13 protein-coding genes and 1 pseudogene are annotated in these 13332 nt (G+C 65.4%); 12 read left to right on the top strand and 2 right to left on the bottom strand.

Annotated features, from left to right (window positions below):
- Window positions 1–109: 109 nt before the first annotated feature.
- Both L0U84_RS03330 and L0U84_RS03325 read right to left on the bottom strand, forming a co-directional pair.
- Window positions 110–985 (bottom strand): patatin-like phospholipase family protein, encoded by an 876-nt coding sequence (locus tag L0U84_RS03330; protein WP_233847722.1) that lies wholly within the window; start codon window positions 983–985, stop codon window positions 110–112.
- A 326-nt stretch (window positions 986–1311) separates the two neighbouring features.
- Window positions 1312–1493: pseudogene (locus tag L0U84_RS03325) on the bottom strand (aspartate aminotransferase family protein); the annotation flags it as partial.
- Between the two features lie 399 nt (window positions 1494–1892).
- Between L0U84_RS03325 and urtA the strand changes: the two are divergent.
- The 12 genes from urtA (at window position 1893) to ureC (ending at window position 13331) form a co-directional block, all read left to right on the top strand.
- Entirely contained in the window at window positions 1893–3191 is a 1299-nt protein-coding gene (gene urtA / locus L0U84_RS03320; protein WP_129962950.1) for an urea ABC transporter substrate-binding protein, read from the top strand.
- 311 nt (window positions 3192–3502) lie between these two features.
- Window positions 3503–5137: an urea ABC transporter permease subunit UrtB gene (gene urtB, locus L0U84_RS03315; protein ID WP_233847721.1), complete on the top strand. Its 1635-nt coding sequence runs from the start codon at window positions 3503–3505 to the stop codon at window positions 5135–5137.
- Between the two features lies 1 nt (window position 5138).
- Entirely contained in the window at window positions 5139–6344 is a 1206-nt protein-coding gene (gene urtC / locus L0U84_RS03310; protein WP_233847720.1) for an urea ABC transporter permease subunit UrtC, read from the top strand.
- Between the two features lie 10 nt (window positions 6345–6354).
- Complete coding sequence (urtD, locus tag L0U84_RS03305; protein ID WP_233847716.1) at window positions 6355–7218, top strand: urea ABC transporter ATP-binding protein UrtD; 864 nt, start codon at window positions 6355–6357, stop codon at window positions 7216–7218.
- Between the two features lie 70 nt (window positions 7219–7288).
- Window positions 7289–7981, top strand: a complete 693-nt coding sequence (urtE, locus tag L0U84_RS03300) for an urea ABC transporter ATP-binding subunit UrtE (protein WP_233847714.1) — start codon at window positions 7289–7291, stop codon at window positions 7979–7981.
- Window positions 7982–8109: 128 nt separating this feature from the next.
- Window positions 8110–8469 (top strand): hypothetical protein, encoded by a 360-nt coding sequence (locus L0U84_RS03295; protein WP_233847712.1) that lies wholly within the window; start codon window positions 8110–8112, stop codon window positions 8467–8469.
- A 74-nt stretch (window positions 8470–8543) separates the two neighbouring features.
- On the top strand, window positions 8544–8741 hold the full coding sequence (locus L0U84_RS03290; protein WP_233847711.1) for a hypothetical protein: 198 nt from the start codon (window positions 8544–8546) through the stop codon (window positions 8739–8741).
- A gap of 89 nt (window positions 8742–8830) precedes the next feature.
- Window positions 8831–9700, top strand: coding sequence for an urease accessory protein UreD (locus L0U84_RS03285; RefSeq protein WP_233847710.1), 870 nt, complete (start codon window positions 8831–8833; stop codon window positions 9698–9700).
- 221 nt (window positions 9701–9921) lie between these two features.
- Window positions 9922–10734, top strand: a complete 813-nt coding sequence (locus L0U84_RS03280; RefSeq protein WP_233847707.1) for a transporter substrate-binding domain-containing protein — start codon at window positions 9922–9924, stop codon at window positions 10732–10734.
- Between the two features lie 169 nt (window positions 10735–10903).
- Window positions 10904–11206 (top strand): urease subunit gamma, encoded by a 303-nt coding sequence (gene ureA / locus L0U84_RS03275; protein ID WP_008923043.1) that lies wholly within the window; start codon window positions 10904–10906, stop codon window positions 11204–11206.
- Between the two features lie 25 nt (window positions 11207–11231).
- Window positions 11232–11537, top strand: a complete 306-nt coding sequence (locus L0U84_RS03270; RefSeq protein WP_233847706.1) for an urease subunit beta — start codon at window positions 11232–11234, stop codon at window positions 11535–11537.
- An 87-nt stretch (window positions 11538–11624) separates the two neighbouring features.
- The gene (gene ureC / locus L0U84_RS03265; RefSeq protein WP_233847703.1) at window positions 11625–13331 is read left to right on the top strand and encodes an urease subunit alpha; all 1707 of its coding nucleotides are present in this window, start codon (window positions 11625–11627) and stop codon (window positions 13329–13331) included.
- The last annotated feature ends 1 nt before the right edge of the window (window position 13332 follow it).

Raw genomic sequence — 13332 nt, 5'->3', positions numbered from 1 at the left:
CGCCTTCGCGATCAAACTCGATACGCATAGCGGATCATTGGCAGCCGGTCATGCTCGTCAGTTCATTGACCCTTGGCACAAAGTAGCTCGTCAGTATTTGCTTGCGCTCTTAGCGCACGGCGTGCGCATGCTCGCGCAGTTCACCGGGAATCAACGCGCGCTCGAGGCCACCGTCACTGAGCCATGCACGCGTCTTCTTTGCAGCCCGTTCGATCAGTTGGGCACACTGCGTATAGTCGTAGGGAGACACATCGAGTGGACACAACGGCGGAACGACATAGATCTGCGCACGCGTCGAATAGAACTCAAGGTCGCGCAAGAGCTGGCGTGCGATGACGAGCGTCAGCGCATGCAGGGCCTGCGCGATCGCGCTACGCGGTGGCGCATGCAACGCACACGCGAAACCGGCCGGCAGCACGATGATGCGCGTCGCACCGAGCGTGACCGCCACTGAGATCGGCGTATTGTTGGCGACGCCGCCATCGATGAGATCCACACCATCGATACGAACGGGCGGGAACACGCCGGGGATCGCTGCACTCGCCAGCACGGCGTTCACCACAGGACCGGCAGAGAGAACGATTTCGTCGCCGGTCAGCGAATCGGTCGCGACGATGTGAAGCGGCAAGGTCGCCTGCTCGATCCGCTCATACGACAAATGCGTCTCCAGCAGCTGACGCAACGCGTTCGCCTCGACGAGGTGCGCACGACTGCGCAGAATCATCGCGAGCAGCCCGAGCATGGACAGCGGCATGATGTCCTGGCGCCGGATCTTGCACCAGAGTGCCTCGAGCATGGCCACGCCACCGCCGTCCGGTTGGCCAGCAAAATACGCTGCGTTGATCGCGCCTGCGGAGGCACCCACCACGCAGCCTGGATGCTCACCGCGTTCGAGCAGCTCGCGCAGCATGCCAACCTCGATCGCGCCAAGGCTGCCACCGCCAGCGAACACGAAGGCGGTCAAATCAGAAAGGTGGGAGTTCATGGCTTGTTCGAAACGTCCGCCCGCGGCTAAACGCCAATTGCCGGTGCCGGTCGCCCGGCACCACCATGCTGCGGCAACCGCACACAGGCGCCTGCATAGCGGACCCAACCCAGCCTCAGCAATTCACTGACGCGACATCTTCGTCCTTTGATCAGATCCAGCAGTTCATTCTGCATGGTAGGCCCCTTTCAAGGTATCGACCAAACCTCGGTACGATCACATGTGGTTCCCTGGTTTTTCTGGGAAACGTGTGCGGCAGATGATCGACCACGGGCAGCAGCTCGCCTAAAACGCCTGGCGATTCGACGCGATCCCGCCAACCACAATCCCTCGTTCACGCACCACAAGTCGTGCCGTCGAGAACTCGGCGGCCATCGTGCGTCGGGTAGTACATCTCCTTCGTTGCACTCGCGAGCAGCCGCGGCGCGCTCTTGAACTGACGGTTCGCGGCGAAGCACATCCAGGCAGCGAACAGTATCCGTGGGCTGACTGCCGCGTGGTCGCTCATGTCGAGTCTCTTTGTCTTGCATCAGCGGCCTTTCAGCGTAGGTAGAGCGCGCGTCATGCACAAAGACACGGCGCGCTGATGCCGCCCATGCACCGCCGATGCTCCGCGGGCGCCCCCGGCAATTCGCTGGCGGCGAAGTGCGCTTCGTCGCAGCGCGACGCGCACCCGAACGAGGCGCGGCGCACGCGACTGCACCAGTTTCGCGCCGCGGCATCGATGGGCCGGCGTGCCGCCCTCGCGCCGATAGCCGCGCCGCAACGGGCATCGCCCGCGCTCCTCGGCGAAAGTGTCACATGGCATGTGCCTTGCAGTAGACGAGCGGCTAGTCGTACGAGCTCAGCCTGGCTGGCTGAAATCGACGCTCATAAACAGTGACCATCAATGGCAAGGGGAAAGCACATGAAACGTCGCAGTCTGTTGAAGTTCGGCTCCATGTCCGGCGCGCTCGCGCTCGCGGGTCGCGTGCCGTTCGCGCACGCACAGTCCGATAGCGGCCCGATCAAGGTGGGGATCCTGCATTCGCTGTCCGGCACGATGGCGATCTCCGAGACGTCGCTGAAAGACACCGCGTTGATGACGATCGCCGACATCAACAAGAACGGCGGTGTGATGGGCCGTCAGATCCAGCCGGTGGTCGTCGACCCGGCGTCGAACTGGCCGCTGTTCGCCGAGAAGGCGCGCCAGCTTCTGACCCAGGACAAGTGCGCGGTCGTGTTCGGCTGCTGGACCTCGGTGTCGCGCAAGTCGGTGCTGCCGGTATTCGAGGAACTGAACGGCCTGCTGTTCTACCCGGTGCAGTATGAAGGCGAGGAGATGTCGCGCAACGTGTTCTATACGGGCGCGGCTCCTAACCAGCAGGCGATTCCCGCGACCGAATATCTGATGAGCGCCGAAGGCGGCGGCGCGAAGCGCTTCTTCCTGCTCGGCACAGACTACGTATATCCGCGCACGACCAACAAGATCCTGCGCGCTTTCCTCAAATCGAAGGGCGTGCAGGAAACCGATATTCAGGAGGTCTATACACCGTTCGGCCACAGCGACTATCAGACCATCGTCGCGAACATCAAGACCTTCTCGCAAGGCGGCAAGACCGCGGTGATCTCGACCGTGAACGGCGATTCGAACGTGCCGTTCTACAAGGAACTCGGCAACCAGGGGCTGAAGGCGTCGGATGTGCCGGTCGTCGCGTTCTCGGTCGGCGAAGAGGAACTGCGCGGCATCGATACGAAGCCGCTGGTCGGCAATCTCGCGGCCTGGAACTACTTCATGTCGGTGCGCAACCCGACCAACGAGAAGTTCAAGAAACAGTGGGCCACGTGGGTCAAGGACAACAATCTGCCGGGCGGCACGAAGCGCGTGACCAACGATCCGATGGAAGCGACCTTCGTCGGCATCCATATGTGGAAGCAGGCGGTCGAGAAAGCGAAGAGCACCGAGGTCGACAAGGTGCGCGTCGCGATGGTCGGGCAGACCTTCGCCGCACCGTCGGGCTTCACGCTGGAGATGGACGGCAACCACCATCTGCACAAGCCGGTGATGATCGGCGAGGTGCGCGCGGATGGTCAGTTCAACGTCGTGTGGCGCACCAAGGGTCCGGTTCGCGCGCAACCGTGGAGCCCGTTCATCGCCGGCAATGCGGGCAAGCCGGATGTGGTCAGCTCGATTCCGGCGTTCCTGCGGCGTTCGCGCGTCGCATGACGTGTCGGCGTGAGCCGCGCTGCGGCGTGCGGTGGCGCTCTGACGCGCGGTTCGCCGCGCATGTATTGCCGCTGCGGCCGCGACGGGCAGCCTGGAGACTGACGCGCGCGGCTCGCGCGCGACACCAACGCCTCGCGCTTCGCGCCGTTGCCGCGCGCTTGATGCGTTGCGCGGCGTGACCGCGCACGCCAATCAGCGGCGATGTCTCGCTGAAGCAGCGGCACCGTCACGCAGCGGCCGCGGCGACGACTCACGCGGCGCCCTCGCCCGCTCCACCGGCTCATAGACTCAACCCAGAGCAAAAGGCCATCATGGCGTTTTCATTTCCGACTTCCGTACGACGACGCGGCGCGGCGCTCCTGCTCCCGCTCGCGGTCCTTCTCGCCGCCGTGCCGGGCGCCGCATTCGCGCTGACCCAGGCCGACGTCGCGCCGCTCGCCGGCGACGACTTCGAGGCGAAGTCCGCCGCGATCGACAAACTGATCGCCACGCACGACACCGCGTCGCTCGCGGTGCTGAAGGCACTCGCCGACGACAGCGCGCTCGCCACCGACTCGGGCGCGGTACTGCTGCAGGACGGCGACGCGACCCGCGATGCCGTCACCGGCCAGCCCGTCGCCGCGAGCGACGCGCAACCGGTCACGTTGAACAACCTGCTGCGCTCGAAAGTCGCGGGCGCGCTGTCGGGCCTGCAACTCGCGTCGCCCGACCAGGCGACGCGCGCAGCCGCCGTCGATGCGCTGCTGCAAAACCCCGATCCGTCGATCAAACCGCTCGTCGACGCGGCGCGCGCGAAAGAGACCGATCCCGCATTGAAGAAGCGTCTCGACACGTTATGGGCGATGAGCGCATTGCACGACCCGGACCCTGCGAAGCGTCTCGAAGCGGTGCAACTGGTCGCCGCGCGTCACGACCTCGAAATGAACGAGTTGCTGCGTCCGCTGGTCGCGAAGAAAGCCGACGGCACGTTTGCCGAAGCCGACGAACGCGTGCGCGCGGCCGCGCAAAGCGGCATCGACGAGCTCGATGCGATCCAGCGCCGCAGCCAGATCGCGGGCACGCTGTTCGCGGGGCTGTCGCTCGGCAGCGTGCTGCTGCTCGCCGCGCTAGGCCTCGCGATCACGTATGGCCTGATCGGCGTGATCAACATGGCGCACGGCGAATTCCTGATGATCGGCGCGTACGCGACCTATGTCGTGCAGAACCTCTTTCAGCGCTTCGCGCCCAACGCGTTCGACTGGTACCCGCTCTTCGCGATACCGGCCTCGTTCTTCGCGGCCGCGCTGGTCGGCATCGTGCTCGAACGGCTCGTGCTCAAGCACCTGTATGGTCGCCCGCTCGAAACGCTGCTGACCACCTTCGGCGTGAGCCTGATCCTGATTCAGGCGACCCGTATGCTGTTCGGCGCGCAGAACGTGCAGGTGGTCAATCCGTCGTGGATGAGTGGTGGCGTCACCGTACTGCCGAACCTGATCCTGCCGTACAACCGGCTCGCGATTCTCGCGTTCTCGCTGATCGTCGTCGCGATCGCGTGGGCCGTGCTCACGCGCACGCGGCTGGGTCTGTTCGTGCGCGCGGTCACACAGAACCGTCGCATGGCCGCGTGCGTCGGCGTGAAAACCGCGCGCGTCGATTCGTATGCATTCGCGTTCGGCGCGGGCATCGCGGGACTCGGCGGCTGTGCGCTGTCGCAGATCGGCAACGTCGGCCCCGACCTCGGCCAGAGCTACATCATCGATTCGTTCATGGCGGTCGTGCTCGGCGGCGTCGGCCAGCTTGCGGGCACCGTGCTCGGCGGCTTCGGTCTCGGGCTCGTCAGCAAGGCGATCGAACCGTTCTGGGGCGCGGTGCTCGCGAAGATCGCGGTGCTCGTGCTGATCGTGCTGTTCATCCAGAAGCGTCCGCAGGGCATGTTCGCCTTGAAGGGCCGTAGCGCGGAGGCGTGAGATGACATCGGCTACTTCATCGGCAAACCCCACTTCCGCTGCGTCGTCGCGCGTCGGTGCCGCTGGCGCTGGTGCCGGCGGCGCGCGCGAGTCCAGCACCGGCTTCGCGCTCGGTCTGCCGCCACGGCCCGCGCTGCTGTCGCGTCGCGCGTGGCTCGCGCTGATCGCATTGATCATCGTGTTCGGCCTCGGCGTGCCGTTCGCCGCGCTGGTGATTCCGGAGACGAGCGCGTTGCATCTGTCCGCGTATGCGATGACGCTGACAGGCAAGTTCATGTGCTACGCGATCGCCGCGCTCGCGCTCGATCTGGTGTGGGGCTACTGCGGCATCCTGAGTCTCGGCCACGCGCTGTTCTTCGCGCTCGGCGGCTACGCGATCGGCATGTACCTGATGCGCGCGATCGGTCATGAGGGCAAGTACGGCAGCGATCTGCCCGACTTCATGGTGTTTCTCGACTGGCATCAGCTGCCGTGGTACTGGCACGGCACCCAGCATCTCGGCTATGCGCTGTTGCTCGTCGTGCTGGTGCCGGCCGTGGTCGCGTGGGTGTTCGGCTTCTTCACGTTCCGCTCGCGCGTGAAGGGCGTCTATCTATCGATCATTACGCAGGCGATGACCTTCGCCGCAATGCTGCTGTTCTATCGCAACGAAACGGGCTTCGGCGGCAATAACGGCTTCACCGACTTCAAGCGCATCGGCGGCTTTCCGATCACCCATCAGGGCACGCGCGCCGCGTTGCTGCTGCTCACGTTCGCGGTGCTGATCGCCGCGTTCATCGGCGCCCGCGCGATCGTCACGTCGAAGCTCGGCCGCGTCGTGACCGCGGTGCGCGACGGCGAAACGCGGCTGATGTTCCTCGGCTACAGCCCGCTCGCGTACAAGCTGTTCGTGTGGACCGTGTCGGCGGTGCTGTGCGGCATCGCCGGCGCGCTCTATGTACCGCAGGTCGGCATCATCAATCCGGGCGAGATGTCGCCGGGCAACTCGATCGAAATGGCGATCTGGGTCGCGGTCGGCGGACGCGGCACGCTGATCGGACCGATCATCGGCGCGTTCGCCGTGAACGGCGCGAAGAGCTTCTTCACGGCGAACTTCCCGGAATACTGGCTGTTCTTTCTTGGCCTGATCTTCGTGCTGGTGCCGCTGCTGCTGCCGAACGGCATCATGGGCCTCGCCGATCTGCTGACGCGTAAAAGAACCCGCTGAGGAACCGCTGATGAACGAAAACCCGATGGTTCCCGATCTGGACTTACCCGAAGCACCGCCGGAACGCTCGTTGAGCGGCGTCGCGAGCATGGGGCACGCGGTCGTGCCCGGCGAGATCGACGTGTCGCACGGCACGATCCTCTACCTCGAAGACGTGACGGTCAGCTTCGACGGCTTTCGCGCGCTGAACGCGCTGTCGCTCGCGATCGACGCGGGCGAACTGCGCTGCATCATCGGCCCGAACGGCGCGGGCAAGACGACGATGATGGACGTGATCACGGGCAAGACCGCGCCCGATCACGGCAAGGTGTTTCTCGGCCAATCGATCGATCTCACCCGGCTGAACGAACCGGCGATCGCGCGCTCTGGCATCGGCCGCAAGTTCCAGAAGCCGACCGTGTTCGAACAGCACCCCGTGTGGGAAAACCTCGAACTCGCGATGAAGACCGACAAGGGCTGGTGGGCGTCGTTGCGCGCGCGGCTCGATCGCGGCGCGCAGGCGCGCATCGAGGAAACGCTCGCGCTGATCGGGCTGGAGAGCGAAGCGCGACGGCTCGCCGGCGAGCTGTCGCACGGCCAGAAGCAGCGCCTCGAAATCGGCATGCTGCTGATGCAGCAACCGGCTCTGCTGCTGCTCGACGAACCCGCGGCCGGCATGACCGACGACGAAACGATGCAGCTCGCCGAGTTGCTCAATCACCTGCGCGGCACCTGCTCGATGATGGTCGTCGAGCACGACATGGAGTTCGTCGCGGCGCTCGCGGGCGACACCGGCAAGGTAACGGTGATGGCCGAAGGACGCGTGCTCGCGCACGGCACGCTCGACGAAGTGAAGCGCGATGAGACCGTGATCGAGTCTTATCTGGGCCGCTGATTGCAGCTGATTGCAGCTGATTGCAGCTGAAGGCGACACCGCATCGTCAACCCGACAGGATGACTGAACAATGCTCGAAGTAGATCGACTGAACCAGTACTACGGCGGCAGCCATATTCTGCGCGACGTGAAGCTCACGGTGCCCGACGGCAAGCTGACGGTGCTGCTCGGGCGCAACGGCGTCGGCAAGACCACGCTGCTGCGCTGCCTGATGGGCGTCGTGCCCGCGAAAAGCGGTGCGATCGCATGGCGCGGCGAACCGCTGATGAAGCTGCCCACTCATGCGCGCGTCGCCCAGGGGCTCGCCTACGTCCCGCAGGGCCGCGATATCTTCCCGCGCCTCACCGTCGAGGAAAATCTGCTGGTGGGCGCCGCCAGCAAAAAGGCGCCGAAGAAAATCCCCGAGCGGATCTACGAGCTGTTCCCGGTGCTGAAGGACATGCGCAACCGGCGCGGCGGCGATCTGTCCGGCGGCCAGCAGCAACAGCTCGCCATCGGCCGCGCGCTGATGAGCGAGCCGCAACTGCTGATCCTCGACGAGCCGACCGAGGGCATCCAGCCCTCTATCATCCAGGACATTGGCCGCACGCTGCGGCAGCTCGTCGAGGAGATGGGCATGACGGTGCTGCTCGTCGAGCAGTACTACGACTTCGCCAAAGCGATCGCCGATCGCTACTGGGTGATGAGCCGCGGCGAAATCATCGCGGGCGGCGAAGGCGCGAACATGGATGCGGACGGCGTGCGCGGGTTGATCGCCGTGTAAGCGTTTCCTTCAATTTCCAACGTCCACCACGCCCCCCCGACGCGACCGAAGCTCATCACTCAAGTTATCCGCCACGCAACCGTTAGACAGGCTAGGCAGCGCCGTAACGGTTCGATGAGGTGGATACCATGGACGACAAAAAGCAGGTCAGACGCGAGTTCTACAGAAACCCCGCCTCTTATTGCAGGGTGATGAACGTCGTGTCGGCGGTCACCTTTGGTTTATTCGAGGTGGACAGCGGCGGTACCGTCGGCATGCTGTCGGTGCGCTGGGAGAAGCTCGGCAACGAACTCGCGCCACAACTGCACGCGTACTACGACAGCTGGCACGTGCTCGCGTCGTTCCCCGACGTCCTCGCGAGAATGGCCGAGACGACCGGTCCGTCGTGTTCGCCGGAAGCTTTCTGTCAGCTATTGCTCGATTGCGGATTCATCAATCGCGCGGAACGGGGCGTGGACGATCACGCCGAGCCGACACTCGTACGCTAGGCGCTGCCGCGATACGGCCTCAAACCTGGGGCCTGGGTTAGCGACACAACATCGAAAGAGAAGGGAGAAAAAGCATGTCCGTGACGGTTCGCGTCGAATATCAGTACTGCCAACATGGCAAGAAAGCAATCCTTACAGGCAGCGACTCGTTGACCGTTCAGGAAAACACGCCCCGCGCGATCCTCGCGTTGCTGCGGCTGCTGCATCCGCAGTGGGAGGGCATCAAGGTGCTGTCGGTGACCGAGGCCTCGCCCGAGGGTACCGCGTCGTAGTCACTGCCGCGCAAGCTGCGGCTACCGCGGCTTGCGCGCTTCGACCCGCGTGCTATGCTCGCCGCACGCCGATTCCGCCATCCATCCGCATGTCGCTTCACGAAAACCACGCCACGCTCGCCGCCGCGCACACGCCATGGCGCGCGCGACTCGAACTCGGCTTCGTCGGCGGCGACGCCCGCACGACGCTCGCGCACCGGCTGCACGATGGGCCGCTGCGCGTGCAACGGCCGCTCTATCCGGAAGGCCCGGCGATCTGTCACGCGGTGATCGTGCATCCGCCCGGCGGCGTCGCGGGTGGCGATCAGCTCGACATCGACATCACGCTCGCCGCGCACACGCATGCCGTGCTGACGACGCCGGGCGCAACCAAGTGGTACAAGTCGAACGGCCGCGCGGCGCGGCAGCGCATCGCGGTGCAGGTCGGCGAACAGGCGAAGCTCGACTGGCTTCCGCAGAACAACATCGTGTTCGACCACGCGAACGCGCAACTCGATTTTTCGCTGACGCTCGGCGCCGGCGCGAGCGCGATCGGCTGGGACGCGACGCAACTCGGACGCCAGGCGGCCGGCGAACGGTGGTCGGCAGGTAGCCTGCGCGCGGTGTCGCGCATCGTCGGCGCGAATGGCGAGCTACTGTGGTTCGAACGCGCGAGCCTCACCGCCGACGATCCGCTGCGCGACGCACCGCAGGGACTCGCCGGCTTTCCTGCGTACGGCACGCTGTGGGCGGTGGGCGCCGCATGCGACGACACGCTCGCCGAATCGCTGAGCGCGCAACTGCCGTTCGACGATACGTTGCGAGCGGCGGCGTCGTGCGTGACGAACGGGGTGCTGCTGGTGCGCGCGGTGTCGCGCTCGATGGAAACGCTGCAGCACGCGCTCACGCGCTGCTGGCTGCAATTGCGGCCGGTCGTGCACGGGGTCGCGGCGGTGCCGTTGCGGATCTGGTCGACCTGAGCGCGGGGTTCCCCCATTCTTCTGCGTCGCACCGTTCGCGCACCAAAGCGGCGCACGCGCACGCCCCGCCGATGTGCGCGCTGTGGCGCAGCGCGCCGCCCCGCCACAGCGCAGCGATGGCACACAGCTTGCATTGCATTCGCCACTTCGCGGCCGGCAACGATGAAGCCAGCGACGACCCGACACCAACGACACCAACGACATCACCACCGCTCACGCCCATGACCCGCACTCTCTCCCGCTCCGCGCGCCGCGCCTTGCTGGCCGCATTGCTCGCCCTGCCCATCGTCGCCGACCTCGCGTTTCATGCGAGCCCCGCGCACGCCGACACGCTCGACAACATCGCCAAGGCCGGCGTGCTGAAGGTCGCCGTGCCGGAAGACTATCCGCCGTTCGGCTCGGTCGGTCCCGACATGAAGCCGCAGGGCTACGACATCGACACGGCCGCGCTGCTCGCCAAAGCGATGAACGTGAAGCTCGAACTGGTGCCGGTCAACAGCGCGAACCGGATTCCGTATCTGCAAACGGGCAAGGTCGACCTCGTGATCTCGTCGCTCGGCAAAACCCCCGAGCGCGAGAAGGTGATCGACTTCTCGAGCGCGTACGCGCCGTACTACCAGGGCGTGTTCGGTCCCGCCGATATCAAGGTGAGCGGTCCCGCGGATCTGACCGGCAAGACCGTCGGCGCGACGCGCGGCGCGCTCGAAGAAATCGGTCTCACGCAGATGGCGCCGAACGCGACGATCAAACGCTTCGAGGACAACAACGCGACGATCGCCGCGTTCCTGTCCGGCCAGGTGCAGCTGATCGCGGCCGGCAACATCGTCGCTGCCGCGATCCTCGCGAAGAATCCGCCGCGCCGTCCGGAGCCGAAGTTCGTGATCAAGAACTCGCCGTGCTTCGTCGGCATGAACAAGAACGAGCCGCGCCTGCAACAGAAGGTCGATGCCGCGATCGCGCAGGCCAAACACGACGGCACGCTCGGTGCGATGTCGAAGAAGTGGTTCGGCGCGCCGCTGCCCGCCGATCTGTAATTTCGAGAACGCGGTGGCCAGCGCGGTGGCAAGCGCGGTTGCAAACTTATTTGTAAGCGCGCCGTTAGCCGGCCTTGATACCGTGACCGGCTGACGGCGCGACGCGCGCACCCCGTCATCGCGATGCGACGACCACGCCACCACACCCCAACGCCGAGACCCACACCCGATGAAGCTGACACCTCGCGAGAAGGACAAGCTGCTGATCTTCACCGCCGCGCTGCTCGCCGAACGGCGCCGCGCGCGCGGCCTCAAGCTGAACTATCCGGAGGCGGTCGCCTTCATCACCGCAGCGCTGATGGAAGCCGCGCGCGACGGCAAGAGCGTCGCGGAGGTGATGCACTACGGCACCACGCTGCTCACGCGCGCCGACGTGATGGAGGGCGTGCCCGAGATGATCCCCGACATCCAGGTCGAAGCGACGTTCCCGGACGGCACCAAGCTCGTCACCGTCCATCATCCGATTCCCTGAACTCTTCTCCGTCAAGGCAGGCCCCATGATTCCCGGCGAACTCCTCATCGACGACGGCGAGCACGAACTGAACGCCGGCCGCGCGACGGTCACGGTGGTGGTGTCGAATACCGGCGACCGTCCCGTGCAGATCGGCTCGCACTACCATTTCTACGAAGTGAACGACGCGCTGTCGTTCGATCGCGAAGCGGCGCGCGGCTTTCGCCTGAACATCGCGGCGGGCACGGCGGTGCGCTTCGAGCCCGGCCAGCAGCGCACGGTCGAACTCGTCGCGCTGGCGGGCGAGCGCGTCGTCTACGGCTTCAACGGCAAGGTGATGGGCAAGCTGTGATGCGCTGCCCGCGCCCTGACGTTTCGACCGCCCTGCTCCGTATTGCCTTGCCTGTAGCTCGCCTGTAGCTCATTCCGGACCCACACCATGACACTACGCATTGGCCGCCGCGCGTACGCGGAGATGTTCGGCCCCACCACCGGCGACCGCGTGCGCCTCGCCGACACCGAACTGCTGATCGAGATCGAGCGCGACTTCACGACCTACGGCGAAGAGGTCAAGTTCGGCGGCGGCAAGGTGATTCGCGACGGCATGGGGCAGTCGCAGCGCGTCCATGCCGAGGTCGTCGATACCGTCGTGACGAACGCGGTGATCCTCGATCACTGGGGCATCGTGAAGGCCGACATCGGCATCAAGGACGGCCGCATCGCCGCGATCGGCAAGGCCGGCAATCCCGACATCCAGCCGAACGTGACGATCGCGATCGGCGCCTCCACCGAAGTGATCGCAGGCGAAGGGCTGATCGTGACCGCGGGCGGCATCGATACGCACATTCACTTCATCAGCCCGCAGCAGATCGAGGAAGCGCTCGCCAGCGGCGTGACGACGATGCTCGGCGGCGGCACCGGCCCCGCGACCGGCACGAACGCGACCACCTGCACGCCGGGACCGTGGCATCTCGAACGCATGCTGCAAGCGGCCGACGGCTATCCGATGAACCTCGGCTTTCTCGGCAAGGGCAACGTCAGCCAGCCGGCACCGCTCACCGAGCAGATCGCCGCCGGCGCGATCGGCCTGAAGCTGCACGAGGACTGGGGCACGACGCCGGCCGCGATCGACAACTGTCTTTGCGTCGCCGACGATACCGACACGCAGGTAGCGATCCACACGGACACGCTGAACGAAGCGGGCTTCGTCGAAGCGACGGTGGCGGCATTCAAGGGCCGCACGATCCACACGTATCACACCGAGGGCGCGGGCGGCGGCCACGCGCCGGACATCATCAAGGTATGCGGCGAAGCGAACGTGCTGCCGTCGTCGACGAATCCGACGCGGCCCTATACGGTCAATACGCTCGAAGAGCATCTCGACATGCTGATGGTGTGTCATCACCTCGATCCGTCGATTGCCGAAGACATCGCGTTCGCCGAATCGCGGATCCGCCGCGAGACGATCGCGGCCGAGGACATCCTGCACGACCTCGGCGCGCTGTCGATGCTGTCTTCGGATTCGCAGGCGATGGGCCGCGTCGGCGAAGTGATCATCCGCACGTGGCAGACCGCGCACAAGATGAAGGTGCAACGCGGCGCGCTGCCCGAGGACAACGCGCGTCACGACAATTTCCGCGCGAAGCGCTATGTCGCGAAGTACACGATCAATCCGGCGATCACGCACGGCATCGCGCATGAAGTCGGCTCGATCGAGCCGGGCAAGTGGGCCGATCTGGTGTTCTGGGAGCCGGCGTTTTTCGGCATCAAACCGTCGCTGATCCTGAAGGGCGGCATGATCGCGATGGCGCAGATGGGCGACCCGAACGCGTCGATTCCAACGCCGCAGCCCGTGCACTATCGCGAGATGTTCGCGACGCGCGGAGGCGCGCTGGGCCGCACGTCGCTGACCTTCGTGTCGCAGCTCGCCGCCGATGCGAACGTCGCCGAACGCTATGGTTTGGACAAGCGTATCGTCGCGGTGAGGAACTGCCGCAACGTGACCAAGGCCGATATGATTCACAACGCGTGGCGCCCGAATATCAGCGTCGATCCGGAAACCTACCAGGTGATCGCCGACGGCCAGTTGCTGACCTGCGATCCGGCCACCGTGCTGCCGATGGCGCAACGTTACTTCCTGTTCTGAT

Origin of the sequence: Paraburkholderia sp. HD33-4, from assembly GCF_021390635.1 — a bacterium.
In the GTDB taxonomy this organism is placed as follows: domain Bacteria; phylum Pseudomonadota; class Gammaproteobacteria; order Burkholderiales; family Burkholderiaceae; genus Paraburkholderia.
This window is presented reverse-complemented; position numbering and strand designations above follow the sequence as displayed.